27 protein-coding genes and 5 pseudogenes are annotated in these 20,885 nt (G+C 66.9%); 19 read left to right on the forward strand and 13 right to left on the reverse strand.

Annotated elements, in window-relative coordinates:
• Positions 1–25: 25 nt before the first annotated feature.
• Together GNX96_RS52080 and GNX96_RS15445 are read left to right on the forward strand one after the other, a co-directional pair.
• Complete coding sequence (locus GNX96_RS52080; RefSeq protein ID WP_279580436.1) at positions 26–358, forward strand: hypothetical protein; 333 nt, start codon at positions 26–28, stop codon at positions 356–358.
• On the forward strand, positions 337–1,818 hold the full coding sequence (locus tag GNX96_RS15445) for an APC family permease (protein ID WP_279580437.1): 1,482 nt from the start codon (positions 337–339) through the stop codon (positions 1,816–1,818). The genes GNX96_RS52080 and GNX96_RS15445 overlap by 22 nt, the downstream gene beginning before the upstream one ends.
• Positions 1,819–2,201: 383 nt before the next feature.
• Here the strand turns inward: GNX96_RS15445 and GNX96_RS52085 are convergent, their stop codons facing one another.
• Complete coding sequence (locus GNX96_RS52085; RefSeq protein WP_279580438.1) at positions 2,202–2,348, reverse strand: hypothetical protein; 147 nt, start codon at positions 2,346–2,348, stop codon at positions 2,202–2,204.
• On the opposite strand from GNX96_RS52085, the gene GNX96_RS52090 reads away from it, so the two are divergent.
• The 4 genes from GNX96_RS52090 (at position 2,337) to GNX96_RS15465 (ending at position 6,236) form a co-directional block, all read left to right on the forward strand.
• Positions 2,337–2,960: a hypothetical protein gene (locus GNX96_RS52090; RefSeq protein WP_279580439.1), complete on the forward strand. Its 624-nt coding sequence runs from the start codon at positions 2,337–2,339 to the stop codon at positions 2,958–2,960. The two genes, GNX96_RS52085 and GNX96_RS52090, sit on opposite strands and share 12 nt — an antisense overlap.
• On the forward strand, positions 2,957–4,843 hold the full coding sequence (locus GNX96_RS15455) for a vWA domain-containing protein (RefSeq protein ID WP_279580440.1): 1,887 nt from the start codon (positions 2,957–2,959) through the stop codon (positions 4,841–4,843). The genes GNX96_RS52090 and GNX96_RS15455 overlap by 4 nt, the downstream gene beginning before the upstream one ends.
• Positions 4,844–4,909: 66 nt before the next feature.
• On the forward strand, positions 4,910–5,500 hold the full coding sequence (locus GNX96_RS15460) for an SIMPL domain-containing protein (protein ID WP_279580441.1): 591 nt from the start codon (positions 4,910–4,912) through the stop codon (positions 5,498–5,500).
• A gap of 73 nt (positions 5,501–5,573) precedes the next feature.
• Positions 5,574–6,236 (forward strand): SCP2 sterol-binding domain-containing protein, encoded by a 663-nt coding sequence (locus tag GNX96_RS15465; protein WP_163568617.1) that lies wholly within the window; start codon positions 5,574–5,576, stop codon positions 6,234–6,236.
• Here GNX96_RS15465 and GNX96_RS15470 read toward each other — a convergent pair.
• From GNX96_RS15470 to GNX96_RS15485, 4 genes are all read right to left on the reverse strand, one after another.
• A complete protein-coding gene (locus GNX96_RS15470; RefSeq protein WP_163568618.1) occupies positions 6,233–6,592 on the reverse strand; it encodes a hypothetical protein in 360 nt (119 codons plus the stop codon). The genes GNX96_RS15465 and GNX96_RS15470 overlap by 4 nt on opposite strands.
• A 405-nt stretch (positions 6,593–6,997) precedes the next feature.
• Positions 6,998–7,405 carry a rhodanese-like domain-containing protein gene (locus GNX96_RS15475; protein WP_163568641.1) on the reverse strand — a complete coding sequence of 136 codons (408 nt, stop codon included), beginning with the start codon at positions 7,403–7,405 and terminating at the stop codon, positions 6,998–7,000.
• Positions 7,402–7,932 carry a cysteine dioxygenase gene (locus GNX96_RS15480; RefSeq protein WP_279580442.1) on the reverse strand — a complete coding sequence of 177 codons (531 nt, stop codon included), beginning with the start codon at positions 7,930–7,932 and terminating at the stop codon, positions 7,402–7,404. Before GNX96_RS15480 ends, GNX96_RS15475 begins: the two co-directional genes overlap by 4 nt.
• Before the next feature lie 62 nt (positions 7,933–7,994).
• Positions 7,995–8,198 carry a hypothetical protein gene (locus tag GNX96_RS15485; RefSeq protein ID WP_163568620.1) on the reverse strand — a complete coding sequence of 68 codons (204 nt, stop codon included), beginning with the start codon at positions 8,196–8,198 and terminating at the stop codon, positions 7,995–7,997.
• A gap of 233 nt (positions 8,199–8,431) precedes the next feature.
• On the opposite strand from GNX96_RS15485, the gene purF reads away from it, so the two are divergent.
• The 4 genes and pseudogenes from purF to GNX96_RS63620 form a co-directional block, all read left to right on the forward strand.
• A complete protein-coding gene (gene purF / locus GNX96_RS15490) occupies positions 8,432–9,955 on the forward strand; it encodes an amidophosphoribosyltransferase (RefSeq protein WP_279580457.1) in 1,524 nt (507 codons plus the stop codon).
• A pseudogene (gene purM / locus GNX96_RS15495) lies at positions 9,952–11,022 on the forward strand (phosphoribosylformylglycinamidine cyclo-ligase). Before purF ends, purM begins: the two are co-directional and overlap by 4 nt.
• Before the next feature lie 177 nt (positions 11,023–11,199).
• Entirely contained in the window at positions 11,200–11,868 is a 669-nt protein-coding gene (locus GNX96_RS52095) for a LysR family transcriptional regulator (RefSeq protein ID WP_279580443.1), read from the forward strand.
• A pseudogene (locus tag GNX96_RS63620) lies at positions 11,861–12,259 on the forward strand (alpha/beta hydrolase fold domain-containing protein); the annotation flags it as partial. The gene GNX96_RS52095 and the pseudogene GNX96_RS63620, both read left to right, overlap by 8 nt.
• 156 nt (positions 12,260–12,415) lie before the next feature.
• On the opposite strand, the gene GNX96_RS52100 reads toward GNX96_RS63620, so the two are convergent.
• The 4 genes and pseudogenes from GNX96_RS52100 to GNX96_RS52110 form a co-directional block, all read right to left on the reverse strand.
• The gene (locus GNX96_RS52100) at positions 12,416–12,730 is read right to left on the reverse strand and encodes a biliverdin-producing heme oxygenase (protein WP_279580444.1); all 315 of its coding nucleotides are present in this window, start codon (positions 12,728–12,730) and stop codon (positions 12,416–12,418) included.
• Complete coding sequence (locus GNX96_RS52105) at positions 12,718–13,056, reverse strand: biliverdin-producing heme oxygenase (protein ID WP_279580445.1); 339 nt, start codon at positions 13,054–13,056, stop codon at positions 12,718–12,720. Before GNX96_RS52105 ends, GNX96_RS52100 begins: the two co-directional genes overlap by 13 nt.
• A gap of 158 nt (positions 13,057–13,214) precedes the next feature.
• Positions 13,215–13,334: pseudogene (locus GNX96_RS15510) on the reverse strand (DUF397 domain-containing protein); the annotation flags it as partial.
• Between the two features lie 107 nt (positions 13,335–13,441).
• Positions 13,442–14,002, reverse strand: a pseudogene (locus tag GNX96_RS52110) (Scr1 family TA system antitoxin-like transcriptional regulator); the annotation flags it as partial.
• On the opposite strand from GNX96_RS52110, the gene GNX96_RS15515 reads away from it, so the two are divergent.
• Entirely contained in the window at positions 13,949–14,140 is a 192-nt protein-coding gene (locus GNX96_RS15515) for a hypothetical protein (protein WP_163568622.1), read from the forward strand. The pseudogene GNX96_RS52110 and the gene GNX96_RS15515 sit on opposite strands and share 54 nt — an antisense overlap.
• Positions 14,141–14,276: 136 nt before the next feature.
• On the opposite strand, the gene GNX96_RS15520 is transcribed toward GNX96_RS15515, so the two are convergent.
• The 3 genes from GNX96_RS15520 to GNX96_RS15530 form a co-directional block, all read right to left on the reverse strand.
• Positions 14,277–14,465: a DUF3073 domain-containing protein gene (locus GNX96_RS15520; RefSeq protein ID WP_163568623.1), complete on the reverse strand. Its 189-nt coding sequence runs from the start codon at positions 14,463–14,465 to the stop codon at positions 14,277–14,279.
• 258 nt (positions 14,466–14,723) lie between these two features.
• Positions 14,724–15,242: an AAA family ATPase gene (locus GNX96_RS15525; RefSeq protein WP_163568624.1), complete on the reverse strand. Its 519-nt coding sequence runs from the start codon at positions 15,240–15,242 to the stop codon at positions 14,724–14,726.
• Positions 15,243–15,328: 86 nt separating this feature from the next.
• Positions 15,329–16,411: a Glu/Leu/Phe/Val dehydrogenase dimerization domain-containing protein gene (locus GNX96_RS15530; protein WP_163568625.1), complete on the reverse strand. Its 1,083-nt coding sequence runs from the start codon at positions 16,409–16,411 to the stop codon at positions 15,329–15,331.
• A gap of 282 nt (positions 16,412–16,693) precedes the next feature.
• Between GNX96_RS15530 and GNX96_RS15535 the strand changes: the two genes are divergently transcribed.
• The 6 genes and pseudogenes from GNX96_RS15535 to GNX96_RS15560 all read left to right on the forward strand — a co-directional run bounded on the left by GNX96_RS15535 (position 16,694) and on the right by GNX96_RS15560 (position 18,970).
• A complete protein-coding gene (locus GNX96_RS15535; protein WP_163568626.1) occupies positions 16,694–16,960 on the forward strand; it encodes a hypothetical protein in 267 nt (88 codons plus the stop codon).
• Positions 16,961–17,140: 180 nt separating this feature from the next.
• The gene (locus GNX96_RS15540; protein ID WP_163568627.1) at positions 17,141–17,461 is read left to right on the forward strand and encodes a hypothetical protein; all 321 of its coding nucleotides are present in this window, start codon (positions 17,141–17,143) and stop codon (positions 17,459–17,461) included.
• Positions 17,462–17,776: 315 nt separating this feature from the next.
• Positions 17,777–17,981 (forward strand): annotated as a pseudogene (locus GNX96_RS15545) (BldC family transcriptional regulator).
• A gap of 184 nt (positions 17,982–18,165) precedes the next feature.
• A complete protein-coding gene (locus GNX96_RS15550) occupies positions 18,166–18,420 on the forward strand; it encodes an MOSC N-terminal beta barrel domain-containing protein (RefSeq protein WP_163568628.1) in 255 nt (84 codons plus the stop codon).
• The gene (locus GNX96_RS15555) at positions 18,342–18,635 is read left to right on the forward strand and encodes an MOSC N-terminal beta barrel domain-containing protein (RefSeq protein ID WP_163568629.1); all 294 of its coding nucleotides are present in this window, start codon (positions 18,342–18,344) and stop codon (positions 18,633–18,635) included. Before GNX96_RS15550 ends, GNX96_RS15555 begins: the two co-directional genes overlap by 79 nt.
• Entirely contained in the window at positions 18,632–18,970 is a 339-nt protein-coding gene (locus GNX96_RS15560) for an MOSC domain-containing protein (protein ID WP_163568630.1), read from the forward strand. The genes GNX96_RS15555 and GNX96_RS15560 overlap by 4 nt, the downstream gene beginning before the upstream one ends.
• A 1-nt stretch (position 18,971) precedes the next feature.
• On the opposite strand, the gene GNX96_RS15565 is transcribed toward GNX96_RS15560, so the two are convergent.
• Positions 18,972–19,658, reverse strand: coding sequence for an alpha/beta fold hydrolase (locus tag GNX96_RS15565; protein WP_163568631.1), 687 nt, complete (start codon positions 19,656–19,658; stop codon positions 18,972–18,974).
• Between the two features lie 91 nt (positions 19,659–19,749).
• On the opposite strand from GNX96_RS15565, the gene GNX96_RS15570 reads away from it, so the two are divergent.
• The gene (locus tag GNX96_RS15570) at positions 19,750–20,478 is read left to right on the forward strand and encodes a winged helix-turn-helix transcriptional regulator (protein ID WP_279580446.1); all 729 of its coding nucleotides are present in this window, start codon (positions 19,750–19,752) and stop codon (positions 20,476–20,478) included.
• A partial coding sequence (locus GNX96_RS15575) for a VOC family protein (RefSeq protein WP_163568632.1) occupies positions 20,462–20,885 on the forward strand: 424 nt, incomplete at its 3' end. The genes GNX96_RS15570 and GNX96_RS15575, both read left to right, overlap by 17 nt.

Raw genomic sequence — 20,885 nt, forward strand, 5'->3', positions numbered from 1 at the left:
GCCGGGAACGACCGACCATGACCTGGTGACGGCCATTTTGACCAAGCCTGCCGAGCAGGTGCGGGACCACGAGAAACACCGGCTGACCTCGGTCACCGGCATCGCCGGGTTGGGGCTCGACGCGATTGCCTCGGTCGCGTACGGGCCGGAGGCGATCGTGCTGGTGCTGGCGGCCGCCGGCTCGGTCGGCATGGGCGCCACCATCCCGGTGACGATCGCCATCGTTCTGCTGCTTTTGTTGCTGGTCGCCACTTACCGGCAGGTGATCGCGGCCTTTCCGGACGGCGGCGGCGCGTACACCGTCGCTACCCGGCACCTCGGCCGCTCGGCGGCCTGGTGGCGGCCGCTTCGCTGGTGATCGACTACGTGCTGAACGTCGCCGTCTCGGTGGCCGCCGGCGTGGCCGCGCTGACCTCGGCTTTCCCAGCATTGCTGGCATGGACGCCTGAGTTGTGTGTGGTCGTTTTGTTGGTCATCGCCGCGATCAACCTGCGCGGAATCGCCATGAGTGCTCGACTTTTCGCGCTCCCTGCGGCGGTTTTCGTGGTGGCGGTCCTGATTGTTGTGGGGATCGGGCTGATTCATGGTGGTCCGGTGCATCCGCTACCGGCGCCGACCCAGCCGGTGACGGTCGGATCGGTCGGCATTCTGCTCGTACTGGCCGCATTCGGCAACGGCTGCGCGGCGCTGACCGGGGTGGAGGCGATCGCCAACGCGACGCCGTCCTTCCGCAAACCGCGGCAGCGCCGGGCACGTACGGCCGAGGCCGGCCTGGGTCTGCTGCTTGGCGTGCTGTTGATCAGCCTCGCTGTGGTGATCGACCGGTACGGCGCCCGACCGGTCGCGGGTCGTACGATCCTGTCGCTGGTCACCGAGGGATCGCTGGGAAACGGCGTCGGTTACGTCGTCGTCCAACTGTCCACAGTGGTCTTGCTGGCGCTTGCCGCCAACACTTCGTACGGTGGTTTGCCCGTACTAGCCGCGAAACTCGCCGCTGATGACTTCCTGCCACATGTCTTCGGGCTGCGCGCGGACCGGATGGTGCATAGGTACGGTGTGTTCGTGTTGGCCGCGCTGAGCGGCGCACTGCTGATCGGCACCGCCGGAAACGTCAACATTTTGGTACCACTGTTCGCGATCGGGGTTTTCGTCGGATTCCTGCTGTGTCAGGTGGGGATGTTCCGGCACTGGCGGGAGGTCCGCGGCCGCGCCTGGCGGTGGAAAGCGGCCTTCTCGGTGTTCGGTGCGGCGATGACCGCGGCCGCGCTTCTTGTCGTGACCGCCTCGAAATTCCTGGAAGGCGGCTGGCTGATCGTCCTCGTGTTGCCGCTGCTGCTGGTGGTCGGCTTCACCGTTGTCCGTCGCGCGTACCAGCGGATTGGCGCGGCGATCGATGTCGATGCGATGCCGGCGCAGCCGCGCCGGACCGGCTGTGTGGTGGTCGTGCCAGTGGTGTCGATTACCCGGCTGGCGGCCGAAAGTCTGTCCACCGCGATGTCGATGGGTGACCGCGTGGTGGCTTTGCATGTCGCTTTCGACGATGAGACCGAAGCCAACCGGAAATTTGCCGAGCGGTGGCAGCAATGGCGGCCGGACGTGCCGTTGGTGATGCTCGACTCCGCGCATCGGACCATCGACGAACCGATCGTACGATATGTGAAGTCACTGCCCGAAGGGCGCGTTGTCGTGCTGATCGGGGAAATCGAGCCGACGCGGCTCTGGGAGCGGATCCTGCGCAACCGGCGCGGGCGGCGGTGGTGGCTCGCGCGGTCGGTCGCCGTACGTGTGCGGTCGTGTGCCGTCTGCGGTTCCGGCTAACCTAACTGAAATCAATTTGCACGGCTGCGGGATCATGGACGTATGAGCGACCCCAGTCAGACCCCGTGCAGTCCGTAACGACCGTCACCCCGGCCCAGTTGCCGGAGGTGCTGGTGAACGTCGCCGTGGTCCGTCCGGTGTTTCTGTGGGGAGCTCCCGGAATCGGGAAATCCTCATTGGTACGCCAATTCGCCGCCTCACTCGATCTGGAATGCGTGTCGCTGTTGGGAAACGCAGCTCGCGCCGGAGGATTTGATCGGCGTGCCGCAGATCGTGGACGGGAAGAGCCGGTTCTGTCCGCCCGAGCAGATCGCCCGGGACGAGCCGTACTGCCTTTTCCTGGACGAGCTGAACGCCGCTTCGCCGGATGTCCAGAAAGCGTTCTATTCGCTGATCCTGGATCGCCGCATCGGTTCGTACGAGCTGCCGGCCGGGTCGATCGTGATAGGTGCCGGCAACCGGGCTACTGACCAGGCGTTGGCTCGGCCAATGGCGTCCGCGCTGGTGAACCGGCTGGTGTGCACGTCCATTTGCGGGCCGATGCGGCGGATTGGCTCAAGTGGGCGGCCAACAACGGCATTCACGCATGGATCGTCGACTACCTCACCCAGCGGCCGGACCATTTGTGGAGTGCACCACCCAAAACCGAGGAACCGTTCTCCACGCCACGGTCGTGGCACATGCTGTCCGACACCCTGCACTCGTACGGGCCGGAGGTGTCCGACGAGACCATCGCGATGCTCGGTTACGCGACGCTGACGCCCACCCACGCGGCGGCTTTTCGGGCCTATCTCAAGACTGTCCGGCACGCGTACGACTTCGAGGCGATCCTCAAGGGTGACGCCCGCTGGCCGGCCGCGCCGCAGGACCGGGATCTGCTCTATTTCCTGGCCGAGACTTTTCGGGCTCGGCTGGCCCGGGAACTTCCGGCCGACAAAAGGCACGCGTCGCCGACCGCGCATCGGTTCGCCTTTCGCGCCAAGACATTGCTGGTGGAGCTGGCCGAGATTTCGCTGGAGATAGCGCAACTCGCGATCGCGATCGCGAACGCGAACGCGGAAGATGGCAGCCCGGCGTTGCCGTCCTGGTTCCTGCTGGAGGCCGCGCGCGACCTGCCGCGGCTGGTCGCCGCTCGGGCGTGACAACCAACCAGACCGCAGCGGCCAAGCGCCGGGCGAAGGCCGCCGACGACGGATGGAAGCAGGCGACCGGAAATCCGGCGTTGGCCCGGCTCGCGCGGTACGTCACGGTTCGTGAAAGCGATTCGCTGCGGCGCGGATTCGCGATTGTCGACACGGCCGGGTGTATCAGCCGCAACACCGAAATCGACGGCGAGCCGGCCGAGTGGGCCTGGGTTTTCACCCACCTGCTGCTGCATCTCGGGCTCGGTCACCTGGACCGCTCGAGGCTGACCGAATCAGCCGTGGTCCAGCCTGACGACACCGTCGACGCCGCTTATGCGGCCGCCTGCGATGTGGCGGTCAACCGATTTGCCGACGCGGCCCGGATCGGCCGGCCGCTGGTCTGGCTGCCGGCTTTTCCGGGAGGAGACGAGACAACTCTGTTGGAGCAGTGGCGAGTCTCCGGCATTCCGAGCGAGTTTCGCAGCTGTGGCACCGCGGGTGCGCGGCCCTGCTTGGAAGTCGCCGACGACTATCACCGTCCGCCGACGCCGTCGGCCTGGCGCCCTGTCTCGTACCCGGACCTTTTCGCAGCAGCAGGCCTGGCCGATGCGGTCGCGGCCGCCGTCGAGCAGGCCGCTGAGCAGCGCGGATCGGCGGTACGCCGCAAGACCATGCGGGAATGGGATCGCGCGCTTAATTGGTTCGTGTCGTCGTACCCGTTGCTGGGTGCCGTCGCGGCTGGGTTGACGTTGGTCGACGACCCGGAAATCGCCCGGTCGTGGGACATCACGGTGGCCGCGGTGAATGCCGAATATGGCGAGGTCTATATCAATCCGCGTGCGGCTTTGTCGGCGGAGGAATGGCGTTTCGTGCTGGCACACGAAATGTTGCACGCGGCACTGCGGCATGGTGATCGTGCCGATGGCCGCGATCATTATTTGTGGAATGTGGCCTGCGACTATGTCATCAACGGCTGGTTGGTGGAAATGGCTGTCGGGCATATTCCGGAACAGTCGCTTTATGACCCGAGTTTGGCTGGCCTGTCAGCGGAATCTGTCTACGACACGCTCGCGACCGACTTGCGCAGGGCCCGCAAACTGACGACTTTCGGCGGCCGGAAGGCCGGAGATGTCCTAGGGGATTGGCTTTCCGCGCCGGAGGCCGCCCAGCGGCGCGGGTCGCGCCGGGACGTGTCGGCGCCACTGCCTTGGCAGCGCACGGATCGGGTTCGAGCGACGAACCTCGACGACTTCTATCGACGAGCTTTGGCGACCGGGTTGGAATATCACCACACCAACGGTCGGGGGCTGCTGCCAGCTGGGCTGGAACAGGAAATTCGGGCACTGGAACATCCGCCGCTGGCCTGGGATGCCCGATTGGCTCGCTGGTTCGACGAGCATGTACGCCCACCGCTGCCGGTCCGTTCGTACGCCCGCGCCTCCCGCCGCCAGGCGTCCACCCCGGACATCCCGCGACCCCGCCGGCGCCGCCCGGAGGAACTCGCCAAACGGCCGACTTTCGGTGTCGTGCTGGACACTTCCGGGTCGATGGACACCCAGTTGCTCGGCAAGGCGCTGGGCGCCATCGCCTCGTACGCGATGAGCCGGGACGTGCCGGCGGCTCGTGTCGTCTTTTGTGACGCGGTCGCGTACGACGCCGGCTACTTGCCGGTCGAGGACATCGCCGGCCGGGTCAAGGTGCGAGGTCGGGGCGGCACAGTGCTGCAGCCTGGCGTCAACTTGCTGGAGCACGCACCGGATTTTTCCCGCAGACGGTCCGATTCTGGTCATCACCGACGGCGAATGCGATGTCGTACGGGTAAGACGCGAGCACGCTTTCCTCGTACCAGCAGGCGTCGGCCTCCCCTTCACCCCTCGTGGCCCGTCTTTCGCGTCCGCTGACGAAAACCTCGGGCCGGGTTGCGGGCGGTACCGGCGGCACGGTTGGCTGGTCGGATGGCGGAAATCGTGACGACGGGGACCGGTCAGGTGGAGCGACTCGCCGACCGGGCCAGGCTGACGGTGAGTTTCCAGGGTGCGGGCACCACCCGGGCGGAGGCGGTGACCGCACTCAACGCCCGGCTGGGCGACGTGGAACCGGCGATGCAGGTGGTCGGCGTACGAGTGGCCAGTCGGCTACTGAGCGTTTCTGAGCAGTGGGAGGAAAAAAATCGTCGGGTCGGCAGTGTCGCCCAACAGCGGTATGTGTTGGTGTTCCGTGATCTGACTCAGTTGCCTGACTTGGTGGGTCGGTTGGCGGCGCTGGAGCCGGCCGAGCTGGACGGGCCGCACTGGCTGCTGGCCGACTCGACCGACGCTCGGCGGGAGGCTCAGGGCGCGGCGCTCACCGACGCCCGGGTCACGGCCGAGGGTTATGCGACTCGCTCGCTCGGCGCCCAGCTCGGTCCGCTGGTGAAGCTGGTGGACCAAGGCGGCGGGTTCCAGCCGCGGATGATGGCCTACGGCGGCGGTCAGGCGGTGGACGTGAGCAACCTCAGCCTGGAGCCGGAGCTGGTCAGCGTGTCCGCGACCTGCGAGACGACCTGGCACCTCCTTTAGATCTTGCGGGCTTATCTACTCTTGAGTAAGTTCGGTTGTGCGCTGTTTCACACTCTTGCGTACGGAGACGTAGATGGCCGGCACCGACCTCACCGCGGCGGCGCTCGCGGGCCTGACCCCGACCCAGCTGGTCGACTTGCTGGCGGGCTTGGACCCGGCAGACGAGCGGATCGCCCAGCTGGACCTGAACGCGCTGGCCGCCGGCATCGACCCGCGCGGGCTGACCCGGGCCGACTTCGTCCGTGCCCTCAGCCAGCTCGACCGGCTGGCCGCCGGTGGCGCGGACCTGGAGCTGTCCACTATGGACCCGGAGATTTTCGCCGACCTGATCGCGCATGCGTCCAAGGGGCAGGTCGACTCGGTGATGTCCCACCCGCTGCTGCGCGGCCGGGTGCTGGACGAGATCTTCCGCCGGATGCAGTCACATTTTCGCCCCGACCGCGCCGGTGAGGCGCGCGCCGTGGTGCATTTCCGGTTCGCTGGCAGTCCAACCGAAGATGACGGCTACGACCGCTATGAAAGCGTCATCAGCGCCGGCACCTGCCATGCCGCCCGTGGCCGTACGGCCGACCCGCGCGTCACCATCACCATCGGCCCGGCCGATTTTCTCAAGCTCATCACCAAGAATGCGTCCGCACCGGTGCTCTTCATGACCGGCAAACTGAAAGTCAGGGGCGACCTGGGCTTCGCCGCCGGCATGATGACCTACTTCGACCTGCCCTCACCCCGAACCTAAAGCCACCGCAGTGCCGCGTCGACGGTGTCTTCGGGGCTGCTGTTGAAAGCGATGGCGGCGCCGGGCTTATGCAGCCGAACCAGGTTGACCACCTTCTCGAAGAACTCAAGATATGGCTCGTGTTTGCGGATCCCGCCGCCGATCACCACGCAGGTGTATTCCTTGTCGGCCAGTGCTCGAACGACCGCTGCCTCGGAGTCCTCGTCGACTGCCACCAAACACAGGTCGGCCTCGATGGCGTGGTCGGCGAAACGGGCGTGACCGCGGGCGATGGCCGCTATGACCGGCTCAGGATCCCAGTCGCCCGGAATCTTTGCGGGATCGACACCAAACACCAACACCGGCCCGAGTGCCATCGACCCTCCTCTGTGAAGGACCTGGCCAACGCCGTGGTCCAGTGAAACTCGCCTGCACGACACAACACCGACGATGGTGGCAGACGCGGCCCCTACGCGCGTCAGAATTTGGGTGGGCGCTCGCCCCGCGCAGTCCCCGACACGCCGATGGGGCGCCAAATTGTCGTACGTGTCTGTTTTTCTTTCCCCCTCCCTTTGAACGGGCGGGGGGTGGGTCGAGAGGCAAACTGTAATTTTTAGTTGAACATTGGTCCTCGAACCCGCCCCCCACCCGTCACTGGGTGGGGGCAAATCTGCCCAAGGGGTACGACAGTTTCGCGCCGCATGGGGTCCGCGCGGCTGGCCTAGAGTGGACGATCTGACGTTGCCGATCGATGACCGTGCGATGGAACTGCTCGCGAAGATTTACGAGGCGACCCGCTGGGACGACATCTGAGTCGGCAGTCCGGCTGCCTTCCACGCCACGAAACCGCCGTCCACGTCGGTCGCGCGGTGCAAACCGATGTCCTTAAGGGCGGCCGCCGCGAGACTTGACGTGTAGCCCTCTTCGCAGAGCACGATCACCTGAATGTCGTGGTCGACGGCCACCGGCAGCCGCGCGTCGCAGGCCGGGTCGAAACGCCATTCCAGCACGTTCCGCTCGACGATCAGCGCACCCGGCACCTCGCCGGAGACCAGCCGTTGGGCGGCGGGTCGGATGTCGACCAGGATCGCGCCGTGGGCGGCCGCCGTGAAGGTCTCATCCGGGGACAGCCGGTCCAGCCGGGCTCTCGACTCGGCGAGCAGGTCGTCGATCGTACGGGTCACGGTCAGGACACCGCCGTGAGCGTGGCCAGCGCCGGGTGCCGCGGCCAGCCGCGTTCGGGCGTTTCGGTGGCCTCGGTACGCGTACGCAGGACTTCGCCGCGGTCGATCGCGTAGTAGTTCATCGTCGACAGCGGCGGCGAGTAGACGTGCAGACTGGCCGCTGGACCGTGGCCAGCGTGTCCGACGTCATGGATGTATTTCGACCCGAAGGTGACCGTCGAGCCGGCCGGCCGGTCCACGTGCCGGGGCAGTCCGGCGGCCAGTACGACCTCCCGCAAACTGCCGGTGAGCACGGTAAACGCGCCGGAGGAGCCGCCGTGGTCGTGCAGTTCGGTGGTCTGGCCAGGAGTCCATGACAGCAGCCACGCGTCGTAGTACGGGTTGCTTTCCAGCTGTGCGTACCACCGCTCGTCGGTCGAGTAGTGCAGCAGCGACTGCCACCGGTCGGTGTCCGCGGCGAGCGCCGCGACTCGCTGGTTGATGGCCGTACGGGTGAGGACGGAGGGAGAGAGCAGATAGGGCTCAAGATGCACGGGGGACACGACGGTTTGCTCCAGGACTGACGAAAAGGGTGCCACCACCGGGTCCGATGACCTCAGGTGGACGGCGTGGTCCTCGTCAGGGACAGCACTCGTCGAAGAGGTGGCCGCGGCGCGACACCCAGAACTCGCGGGGCAGCCTGCGCACTGCCTGCGGGGTGGTTGGCCAACTGGTCACGTTCCCATGAAAGCACCGCCGACCTCCCGCCGTCCAGCGGCCGTACGGTCAGCCCACATTCCGGGACACCCAAACCCGTCACCCTCCGTACGCCCAGGTTGTCCGCATCGGCGCGATGCGTGCGTCCAACGCACGCATCGCGGCAATGCGGACAACACAACGTCACAGCGAGTGGCGGGGGGTGTAGCTGCGCCGATACGACCGGAAGAGGCCGGCAGCGTAGACTTGATCTCGCACGCTTCCCCCGCCACAAATCCAGTCAGGAGCGCGTTCGTGGCCACAGGCAGTGGCGCCCGCAAAAGGGGCGATGGCCGGCTGACCAACGATCTAGACCCCCAGGAGCGCGGCCCTCAGGACGCGTGTGGCGTCTTCGGGGTGTGGGCACCCGGCGAAGAGGTCTCCAAGCTCACTTATTTCGCCCTGTACGCGTTGCAGCACCGCGGCCAGGAGGCCGCCGGCATGGCGGTCAGCGACGGGTCCCGAGTCGTCGTCTACAAGGAGCTTGGGCTGGTCTCGCAGGTCTTCGACGAGACGACTCTGACCAGCCTCAACGGCTACCTGGCAGTGGGCCACAACCGGTATTCCACCACCGGCGGCCCCACCTGGGAGAACTCGCAACCGACCCTGCGCTCGACCACGACCGGAACAACGGTCGCCCTCGCGCACAATGGCAACCTCGTCAACACCGCTGAGCTGGCCGCGAAAGCGGTCGAGATGAGCGGCGTCCAGATGAGCGGCCCGGACGCGACCAGCGACACCGCGATCCTCGCGACCCTGCTGTGCGGCGACCCGGACCTGTCCGTCGAGGCCGCCGCGCTGAAGGTCCTCCCCACTGTCAGAGGCGCTTTCAGCCTGGTCTTTATGGACGAGCAGACGCTGTACGCGGCACGTGACCCGCAGGGTGTGCGCCCGCTCGTCCTGGGCCGGCTGGAGAACGGTTGGGTGGTCGCGAGCGAGACCGCCGCGCTGGACATCGTTGGCGCGAGCGTGGTGCGTGAGGTCGAGCCGGGCGAGCTGATCGCCGTCGACGAGCACGGCCTGCGGTCCGAGCGGTTCGCCAACCCCAAGCCCAAGGGCTGCCTGTTCGAGTACGTGTATCTGGCCCGCCCGGACACCACCATCGCCGGCCGCGGAGTGCACGCCACCCGCGTCGAAGTGGGCCGTACGCTGGCAAAAGAGCACCCGGTCGAAGCTGACCTGGTGATCCCGGTTCCGGAGTCCGGCACCCCGGCGGCGGTCGGATACGCCGAAGCTTCCGGAATTCCCTATGGCCTCGGCCTGGTGAAGAACTCGTATGTCGGCCGGACGTTCATCCAACCGTCCCAGTCGATCCGCCAGCTCGGCATCCGGCTGAAGCTGAACCCGCTGCGGGACGTGATCCGCGGCAAGCGGCTGGTGGTCGTCGACGACTCGATCGTCCGCGGCAACACCCAGCGCGCGCTCGTACGGATGCTTCGCGAGGCCGGCGCGCTGGAGGTGCACGTACGCATCTCGTCCCCGCCCGTCACCTGGCCGTGCTTCTACGGCATCGACTTCGCGAGCCGCGCTGAGCTGGTCGCCAACGGCCTCGACAACGACGGCATCCGCGCCTCGATTGGCGCGGACTCGCTCGGCTATGTGTCGCTGGCCGGCCTGGTGGCCGCGAGCGAGCAGCCGGCGAACCGGCTGTGCATGGCGTGTTTCGACGGCAACTATCCCATTCCGCTGCCGGAGGACAACATGATCGGCAAACACCTGCTGGAGGGCATCGGCAGCAGGGTGCAGCCGGCGCCGCATGGCCAAGCGCTGCCGACCCTGACCGCGAGTCCCGGTGGCGCCGACGCGCTCCGCCGGCCGTGAGCGGGCCGGAGCAGGGCGCCACGTACGCGCAGGCCGGTGTCGATATCGACGCCGGCGACCGCGCGGTCGAGCTGATGCGCTCGGCCGTGCGTCGCACCCACCGCCCCGAGGTGGTCGGTGACCTGGGTGGATTTGCCGGCCTGTTCGCCTTCGACACCAGCCGCTACCGCAAGCCGCTGCTCGCTTCCTCGACCGACGGGGTGGGGACGAAGCTCGCCATCGCGCAGCAGACCGGTTTGCACGACACCGTCGGGATCGACCTGGTCGCGATGGTCACCGACGACCTGGTCGCGTGCGGCGCCGAGCCGCTTTTCCTTCAGGACTACATCGCCTGCGGCAAGGTCGTGCCGGAGCGGATCGCCATCCATCGTCGCGGGCATCGCCGAAGGCTGCCAGCAGGCAGGTTGCGCGCTGGTCGGCGGCGAGACGGCCGAGCACGGCGGGCTGATGAAGCCGGACGAGTACGACTTGGCCGCCACCGCGGTCGGCGTGGTCGACGCGGACAACGTGTTGAAGCCCGACTCGGTGCGGGTTGGCGACGTGGTCATCGCGATGGGTTCGTCTGGCTTGCATTCCAACGGATTCTCGATGGTCCGGCATGTTTTGTTGAGCGGCGCGGAAATGCCGTTGGACTCCACGGTGGACGATCTCGACGACGACCGCCCGCTCGGCGAAGTTCTGTTGACGCCGACCAGGATCTATACGAAGGACTGCCTCGAGCTGATCGTCGAGACGCAGGTGCGGGTGCTCGCCCACATCACCGGCGGCGGCCTCGCCGGCAACCTCGTAAGGGTGCTTCCGCCCACCGTGGACGCTGTGGTGGATCGCTCGACATGGCAGGTCCCGTCGGTCTTCCAACTGGTCGCCGGTCGTCGCGGCCGGGTGGAGCAGGACGAGATGGAGCGTACGTTCAACATGGGCGTTGGCATGGTCGCGGTGGTCTCCGCCGACGAGCCGCCGACCGCGCGCTCGCGGTGCTCACCGCCCGGCACGTGCCGGCATGGGCGTGCGGCGAGATCGTCGCCGGCACCGGCGAAGCCCGGATGGTCCGCTCGTACGCACCTTAGGTGCTTTTGCCCGACTGTCACCGCCAGCCCCATCACCGCAGGTCAGCCGCCTCCTATTGTGACAATCGGATTCCGATTGTAACGACGGGACACGTGTTCCCTTAAGGTGTCGATGGCACGGCAGTCGTACCGGAAACGCAAGACCGGCCGGCCGCGCGATGGGCGATACTGGCTCCCATGCCAGAGCCGCCCGCTGTCCTGCCCTTCGCGCCCGGCGCCGACGCCGTCGACCTGAAGCACCTGCGGGCGTTTGTCGCGGTCGCCGACAATCTCAATTTCGCCCGCGCCGCCGAGCGTTTACGTACGTGTCGGCGCCCGCGCTCAGCCGGCAGATCCGGTCGCTGGAGCGGGTGGTGGGGCTGTCAGCTTTTCCATCGCTCGACCCACCGCGTCGAGCTGACACTGGCCGGTGAGGCGCTCCTGGACTCCGCGCGCACCGTGCTCGCCGAGCTTGATCGCGGTCTGAAAGCGACTCGTGCGGTTGGCGGCGAGCTGGACGCCCGGATGGTCACTCTGCTCGACCCGATCGTCGCCGCTGGCCGGGACGCCGGCGATCTTTGCGCCGTACGAGCGGCAAACGAGCGGATGCACGCGCAGTTTCCGTTGTCCTCCGACGTGGAAGTGCTGCCGGTCAGCGCCGGTGGCGTGCCCGGCCTGCGCCTCACCCCGGCGCTGCCGGCCGGCACGACCGAGCTGCTTTTCCTGCATGGCGGCGGTTTCGTGCTGGGATCGGCTTTTGGCTATCGGGCGCTGGTGGCGGCATTGATCGCCGAAACCGGGACGACCGCTGTGATTCCCGACTACCCGGCTTGCGCCGGAGCATCCCTTCCCGGCCGCACTGGATGACGCGGTTTCGGTCTATCGCTGGCTTCTGACCAGCCATAAGCCAGACCAGCTCGTCGTCGTCGTCGCCGCGGATTCCGCAGGCGCATGTTTGGCTCTGTTGTTGATGATCCGGCTGCGCGACGAGGGAATCCCGCTGCCGTCGGCCGCTGTTTTGCTGTGTCCGTGGCTCGACCTGACCATGCCCAGCCGAATGCCATCGTCAGCGCGAACAGCGGTCCCTATCCGGGAGTTGGTGACCGGCTATGTCGACTCCTATTTGGGCGGTGTGCCCATCGACGATCCGCGGGTGAGTCCGCTGCACGCCAACTTGACCGGTTTGCCGCCCATGCTCGTCCAGGCCGCGACGGGCGACACTATGCTGCAAGATGCCCGCATGCTGACCGACCGGGCGACCGAGTGTGGTGTGGACGTACGCCTGGAGCTTTATCCGGTGCCGACGCACACTTTTCACTTCTTTTTGGTCGTTTCTCCCGGAAGCCGCGACTGCGCTGCGCAGTGCGGGTGCATTCGTACGCTCGCGGGAAAAGTCGCCGGCGGAGCGAGTCGGCTAGCCGGCCAGGTCCCGGTCCAGCTCGGCGAAAACGGCTTCGTTCAACGCGAAAGCGTATTTCGTCTCGGCGATCACCTGGGCGCGTTCGAGCTCGTCCCAGCCGGTGGAATCCAACAGGGTCCGATAATGCCGGCGAAACAACACCGTGTTTCCAATAGTGTCGAAAGCATAGAACTTCGCGCCAGCGCCGGTGATCCCGTGCTGCGTCCGGAGTTTGGCCCGGATAACCTGGCCGCCGGCGATGTCGCCGAGATAGCGGGTGTAGTGATGAGCGACGAATCCGCCCGGCCAGCGCCGCGCTACCGTACGCAACCGCTGGCAGTAGTTTTTTTGGTGGCAGCGTTGGGTTCTATGGTCGTTGCCCAGTGCGGGCCGAGTAAGAAGTCCAAATCCTCGGCCAATGCTGGTACGCGCCGTAGCCCGTCGATGACGAACGGTCCGACCACAGGGTCGTGCCGCATCGAATCGGCCACTTCTTCCAGTGCGGTGTAAAGGAAATAGTGCTGCGTAGCCAGCTCCGCGAAGTCGGCCAACGCCAATTCTCCGGACAGCAGTTTTCCAATGTACGCGGCCCCGTTGGCCTGCTCGTGCACCTGCCTGATCGCTGCCCGCAACACCTCGGAAAAACGCTCCGGCATAACAGCCTCCCGACGTTGTCCGCCTCGTCATCGTAAGGCCCGCCGCTCGATAAGGGTAGCCTTACTTCTGTTGGCGGACCGCGGCCAAGCCGAGGGTCGTGACGTGAATGAGCCGGGTCAGCCAGGAGACGGAGTCGACGGCCGTGCCGCACTGAATGTCAGGCGGTCAGGCGGTTGGATTTCAGGGCCGTGGTGAAGTGCCCCCAGGAGCTGAGGGTGACGTGCAGGGCGCCGGCCGTCCGGTTCTTTGAGTCGCGTACGCCGACCTCGTCGGTGGCGAGCCGAACCTCGACGCAGTTGTCGCTTCCGCCGCTGCTGCGAGTGTTCTTGAACCAGCCGTCAGGACGTGTCGCAGTTGCCGCCGCATCACGTCAGGCCCACCGACCTCGGCGATCAGCGTGTCGTCACTGAAGAAGACGTCGACCTGCTTTGGCCGCTCCGGATGGAAGACGGTTCGTTGCCGCTCGAGTCGGAAGGCGACCCGCTTCGCCCGTTCGGAGTCCGATGACTCCCACCAGATCCCGTCCGCCGCGTCCATAAGTGCCTCGACGTAGTCAGGTGACTGGAGGTAAGCCGGGAAGACTCCGCGCTCGTACGCCCAGATGTCGCTGGCGAGGGCTTCTCGTTGGGCGAGGCGTTGGAAGGAGCCTGGGGCGAGGTCGGTGTACGGGCTGGGGCCGGAGCGCTTGCGGGCGTCGATGCCCAGCAGCAGGATCTCGGCGCGGCGGTCCGGTTGGGCGCCGAGGAAGTCGACCAGCGCCTCCAGCTCCTCGGTGGACAGGCTGGATCGGCCCTCCAGCACCTTCACCAGCCGCGGCCGGTCCTTGCCGACCACCACCACTGGGAAACCTGGTGAGCCGGGGGAGGGCAGCACGATGACACGTTTGTATACGTGAGCGCCTGGGCGATGCGACACGACGAGACCAGCATCGAGTGTCTCGTTCACAGGTACAGCGACGAGGTCGAGATCCGGTTCGGTGGCACCGACGGATTCGACCTGTGCGCCAGCTCTGTGGCGCTACGCAGGCTCGTCGAGACGGCGACCGTCGCCCTGAGTGAGTTGGGCGACGACGCCGTCGACTAGTACGAACGCAGACACTGCCGTTGTGACATGGCAGAAGAGACGACAGGTGCATCGCCGTGAAGCACTGCGCCTGTCGTCTTTTCATCCATCAGTGAACCCGTTCAGCATTCTTGACCGGCCGGAACCGGTCAGTCACTCAACGGTCTGAGGAGGCCCATCGATCGTCGTCGGCGTCATCCGACTCGTCTTGGGACCCGCCACGCCCGCCACCGTCGTCACCGTTGGACAGCTCACGCTGCAACGCCTCAAGATCGGTGTTCGGCGAGCTATATTTCAGCTCTCGCGCGACTTTCGTCTGCTTGGCCTTTGCTCGGCCGCGCCCCATGGCTCGACCCCCTCAAACAGAAGTATGGGGCCGACCAGCGGCCCCTTTCAGATGGCATCACTCGTGTCTATACCGTACCCCGAGCGCGCGCGCGTTGACATCCCGACTGGCCGCTTAGGGTCCGAAGCGACGGTGGTCACCTTCGAATCCGCCCGTACGGGCCTGGGGTGACCGGCGGAAACCTCAGATCCGGGCGAGTTCACCCAGCCCGCTTCTCGTCCTCGGGCGGCCACTGACTCGTACAACAATGTTACTGAGTTAATAAATATGCCCGAGAAGGCTGTCGATCACGGTGGGCAGTGGAGCGTTGGCGTCGATCGGGATCGCGCCAACCGCGAGCAGCCGGCGCTGGAACCCGGGCCGCCACCGCTTCACCAGCTCCCCGGTGTCGCCGACCAGCCCGTAGTCGTTCGTACGGCTCGGATCGGCCAGCCGCCGCAGCATCGTGACCTCGTCGACCGCCAGCAGGAACACCTGGGCGTAGCGGTCCCCGAAGTCGGTCGCGTTGTCCGCGTTGCCGCACAGGAACAGCGTCTCGTCGCGGTGCGCGGCGAGCAACTCGTCGAGCCGCGCGGGGTTCCAGGCCCAGTGGTGCGCGGCCAGCCACTCGCGATCAGGTTCGTCAGGACGGCGTACGACGGCACCCGCCGCGTCGACGAAGCGGGCCAGTTCCTGGTCCTCGTCGGTGTCGATTGCCGCGATGCCGCGGTCGTTGAGGGCCTGCGCGAGGGTCGACTTGCCAGACCCGGACACGCCTGTCACCAGATATACGCTCATGGCTGGCTGATTCTGACGGCGGCGCGACACCCCGTCGAGCGAAATAAGCGTCCCTCGATGTTGCATCGAGGGACGCTCAGCACGGGTCAGGAAGGAAGCAGGATGCCGCGCAGCCGGCCCACGTCGGCCATCCGGCGCTCGGCCAACCGGTCGGCGGCGGCGGCCGGGGTGATGCCCTCGGTGTCGGCCGTACGCAGGATGGCGGCTGTCGTGTCGAAGATCTTCTCGGCCCGTGCCTTGGCCCGCTCGAACGAGAAGCCCTCAATCTCGTCGGCGACCTGGATCACGCCACCGGCGTTCACGCAGTAGTCGGGCGCGTAGAGCACGCCACGGTCGGCCAGCACCTTGTCGATGCCTTCGTGGGCGAGCTGGTTGTTGGCAGCGCCGCAGACGATCTCGCAGCTCAGCCGGGGTACGGAGTCGTCGTTCAGGGCGTCGCCGAGGGCGCACGGCGCGTACACGTCCAGCTTCTCGTCCAGCAGGTCGTCAGCGGCGGTGACGCTGGGAAAGCGGGCCCGGATGGCGGCCACCGCGGCCGGGTTCACGTCGCTGACCACCACGGTCGCGCCGTCGTCGATGAGGTGCTCGACCAGGTGCCGGCCGACCTTGCCGACGCCGACCACGCCGACCTTGCGACCGGCCAGGGTCGGCTCACCCCAGCGGTGTGCCGCCGCCGCCCGCATGCCCTGGAAGACGCCGTACGACGTGAGGACGCTGGAGTCGCCGGCGCCGCCGTGCTCGGCGGAGCGGCCGGTCACGAAGCGGGACTCGCGGGCGATGACGTCCATGTCGTCGACGTAGGTGCCGACATCGCAGGCGGTGTAGTAGCGCCCGTTGAGCGTCGAGACGAAGCGGCCGTACGCACGCAGTAGGGCTTCGGTCTTGACCTTGGCCGGGTCGCCCCAGATGACCGCCTTGCCGCCGCCGAGGTCCAGCCCCGCCAGGGCGTTCTTGTACGCCATGCCCTTCGACAGGTGAAGCACGTCGTCTATAGCGGCCTGTTCGGTCTGGTACGGGTAGAAGCGGGTGCCACCCAGGGCCGGCCCGAGCGCGGTCGAGTAGATCGCGATGATGGCCCGCAGCCCGGTGCCGCGGTCGTGGCAGAAGACGACCTGTTCGTGGTCGGTGGGTGCGGACACACCGCCCAGTTCGGTGGAGAAGACGCCCATGCTGTGGCTCCCTGCGTGCAACGACCAGCCGGCCCTCGTGAGGCTCTACGGGTCGGTTACGGACGCCCGGCGGGATCTGCCGGGACGAGATCACCATAGAACTCCGCCGCCCTGCCCGCCGCCGGCTCACCCGCCCCATACCACCCGCCGGGATGCACGAGAGATGGTGCGTTAGTCCGCCGCCGCAGGTCGTGGCAAGATTCTGGGCGTGCCGCCGCCGTACACCGCCCAGTTGCGGATCTACGAACCGCTGGCGGCCTTCTCGCCCGCCGACCAGCGGCGATGGCGTTCGTACCTGGACTCCGGCGCGGTCCCCCCGAGGTCGAGGAAGCCCTGGAAGTCGAGCGGTCGCTCAGCCTGCCGTCGGTGGTGGGCCTGCGGATTCCGACCGGCGAGCAGCTGGACCACGCCTTTGTCGCGCAGTTGGACGGCGTCCCCGTGCTCAGCCCGTGGTCGCTGCGGCTGCGGATGGCCGACGCCGCGCCGCGATCGCGGCCGTGGACGGCCTCGCCCCGGTGGTCGCCGAGGCGCTGGTGCCGCCGTCGCTGATGGCCGACGCGCGGGAGACGATCGAGACCGAGCGGGCCGCCGCCGGACCGGACCACCGCGAGCACGTGCTGTCCGCCACCTGGGCCGTGCCGGTCCGTTGGTTCTGTCTCTTCACCCCGGCCGAGCGACTCGTCGTGCTGGAGCCAGGTAAGCGCGCGCTCCGCTACCGGGCGGGCGGACATGTCCGACGCTCGCCGCCGCGGCGCCCGTACTCTCTCGGTCCTGCGCCGGACCCTCGGCGAGGTCGGCGTGGTCGAGGCGGTCGAGGGACTGGCCCGCTGGCTGGAGGAGTTCCACCCGCGGTCGCTGGTCGAGCTGGACTACGGCGGCCTGGTGCATCTGCTCGACGACGACACGCTCATCCACGACTTCTCCGCCGCCGAGGACGTGGCCGAGGTGCTGACCGCGTTGGGCAACTCGGACAGCGAGGCGGCAGCGAAGGCGTACGAACGAGTAAGTACCCGATGGCGGGATATCCACCTCGCCGAACGGGCCAACTGACGGTTTGCCGGAATTACTCCAGGTCCGTTAAATGTGACTTAAATTCGCCGGAGAAAAATGACTTCGGTCGCCAGGGAAATCGTTTGTACCCTGCGAAAACGTCACGTTCGGCTGTCGTCGCATAACGTTTCGTGGCCGTTCCGTGATCTGCTCATACTTTTGGTCAGTAAATCGGGCCCGCTTGGGCCATGCCCGTACAGAACGGAGAAGTCGGACACTTGCATCAGTGCGACGAGAGGTAAGTCGCAGCTGGCAACCCCGGTGGCGGCCAGTGAGCTATCCCACCACGGGGCGAACGAGCGAGGGGGAAACCCGATGGCTACACGAATTCCTGAGTCCGAGGCGCTGCTGACTCCGGCCGAGGTCGACGATGTTCCGGGTCGACCCGAAGACGGTCACCCGGTGGGCGAAGGCTGGCAAGCTTTCCGCGATCCGCACGCTGGGCGGCCACCGCCGCTACCGCGAGTCCGAGGTCCGGGCACTGCTTGCGGGGATCCCGCACCAGCGCACTGGCGACTGACCAAGAACTTCATCGGCACCGCCGGTCGGGAGACCGGACTTCCGGCAACGGGCGGTGATCGATCCTTCTTTCACTGCTGTCGAAGGCACGAAGCGACCACGCTTCGTGCCTTTGGCGGTTTTACGGCAGGTGACGTCCGGAAATCTGCTGCGCCCGCGGTCGGTCGGCCGGTTAACGTACAACGATGGTGGACACCTTCGCGGCGCGGGTCTGGTCGCTGCACGCCTATCCGATCAAAGGCTGCGCGGGCACCGAGGTCGACAAACTGGCGATCTCCGCGTACGGGCCAGCGCATGACCGCGAATTCCTGATCATCCGGCCGGACGGCAAGTTCCTGACTCAGCGCGAGTTTCCCCCCGAATGGCGCTCATCGAGCCTTCGCTGGACGGCCTCGCCGAGGGCAAGCTGCGACTCACCGCGCCCGGCCACGACGATCTGATGGTGACCTTCACCACGGACGGGCCGCAACGTCTGGCGACGGTGTGGAAATGGACCGGCACCGGCGTCGACCAGGGCGACGAGGTAGCCAGTTGGTTCTCCGACTTCCTCGGGACCGAGGTCCGGCTCGTACGATTTCCGCCCGATATGACGCGAAAAACACCACGGTTGGTGGCGGGCAGGTTCGCTACGCCGACGGGTACCCGATTCTGGTGACCTCGACAGCGTCGCTGGACGCGCTCAACGCGCAGCTGGACGAGGCGCTGCCGATGGATCGTTTCCGGCCGAATGTCGTGGTCGACGGCTGGCGACGGCCGTGGACCGAGGACCAGGTCGTCGACCTGCCGATCGGCGAGGTACGGCTGGAGATCGTCAAGCCCTGCGCCCGCTGTGTTGTCACGACCGTCGACCAGCCAGCGACCGCCGAAAAAGGGCGTGAGCCGCTGCGTACCCTCGGCCGTACCCGGCGCACCGAAGCCGGTCTGATTTTCGGCCAGAACGCGGTCGTACGCACCCCCGGCACGGTCCGCGTCGCCGATCGCGTCTGCTGACTCAGTGGGTGGCTTGCCAGTAGGCGTCGAGGCGGCTGGCGAGCTCCTTGGGCTGGCTGAAGGCGAGCAGATGCCCGCCAGGCATTTCGTCGACGTCCAGGCCGAGTCGCTCCTTGGCGTTGCGGCGCTGGAACTCCAGTGGGAAGAGCCGGTCATCGACACCCTGGAGAACCCTGGTCGGCACGTCCGGCCAGGCGTCCAATGGCCACGGCTGGCCGAAGACCACGTCCGCCTCCGGCTGCTCTCCGCCGGCGAAGACGCGCTCGGTGACATCGGCCGGTACGTCGTGGAAGAAGTCCTCGCGCAGATCGAAGTCCGCGCTTCGGCCGTCTTGTGACGCTTTCTTGGCCGCGGCCGCGGCCTGGCCGGTATTCGCCCACCATGAGCCGGCGGTCTCACCTGGTTTCGGGATCATCGGATTGACCAGCACCAACAGCTTGGCGTCCAGCCGGGCGCAGGCCAATGGAGCGGTGAATCCGCCTATCGACTGACCGACGACGACCAGACCTTGCTGGCCGGCGGCGGCTTCGACCACGAGGTCCACGTACTCGGGCAGGCCGGCCGACTCGTCCGCGCCCGGCAGGTCGACGGCGATCGCTTGGTGGCCGAGCTCACGCAGCTCAGGCACCACCAGATGCCAGTAGTAAGCGGCGCCGCCGGCGCCCGGGATGAGGATGAAGGTCGCCATCGTCACGGTCCTCACTTGTCGAAGCGGTCTTGTTACTCCTAGATTAGGAGTAACAAGTGCGAGATTGCAAGTGATCAGTTATGATAGAGGAGTGAAAGGGGAGCGGACGTACGACGACCCGTGCGGCATCGCGCGGGCTCTCGGCCTGATCGGAGAGCGCTGGACGCTGCGGGTGATCCGCGAGCTGGTGTTCGGACCCAAACGGTTCACCGACCTGAGTCGCGGGCTGCCGGCAATGAGCCAGAACGTGCTGTCCCAGCGACTCCGCGAGCTGCAGCGCATCGGCCTGGTACGGCAGCGCAAGCTAGGTCCGCCGGCCAGCATCCGGGTGTACGAGCTGACCGAGCTCGGCGCCGAGCTGAAGTCGGTGCTTGTTGCGATCGGCAGGTGGGGCAGCCGGATCCCGCTGGACGCCGCACCGACGGCGTCGGACCTGAGCGTCGACGCCCTCGTACTCGCGCTGGTCACCACCTTCGACGCGGCGATCGCGGGTGACCTTGCGGTGCGATGCGAGCTGCGGTTCGACGATGATCGCTTTCACGCGGAGATCGCCGATGGGCGTTTTGCCGTCGATCGTGGGGACGCTTCGCGGCCGGACGTGATCATCGACGCGGACTCGCCGACTCTGCGGTCGGTCGTTTTCGGCGGCCGCTCGCTTGAGGACGCGGTTGCGACCGGCGATCTGCGTCTCAACGGCTCGGCCGAGCTGGCCGGTCTGCTCGTACGCTGCTTCCCGCGCCCCACACCTGCGCTCACCCTGCCGCGGACGCCGTTGGCGGCCGACAGAAAGGAAAAGAAGGAACATGGACTGGACACTTGAGGTCGTCATCCTGCCGGTCAGCGACATCGACCGGGCGGTGCGGTTCTATCGCGACCAGGTCGGTTTCGACCTCGACCACGACACCACGAACGAACACATGCACGTCGTGCAACTCACCCCGAAGGGATCCGGCTGCTCGATCGTCTTCGGTGACCTGCCACCCCAGCGCGAGATGGCACCCGGCTCTCTCAAGGGCCTGCAACTGTGCGTCGCCGACGCCGCCGCGGCGCGTGCCGAGCTGGTCGAACGCGGGGTGCAGGCCAGCGAGCTGACCTCGTTCGGCGACCAGGACGGCAGCACCTTCTTCGGCTTCGCCGACCCCGATGGCAACACCTGGGCGGTGCAGGAGTTGAAGGTACGCGCCGAAAAGCCGCTCATCCCCGTCGAGGCGCGCGGCGTAAGAGCGG

This window comes from Fodinicola feengrottensis (assembly GCF_010993775.1).
Classification (GTDB): domain Bacteria; phylum Actinomycetota; class Actinomycetes; order Mycobacteriales; family HKI-0501; genus Fodinicola; species Fodinicola feengrottensis.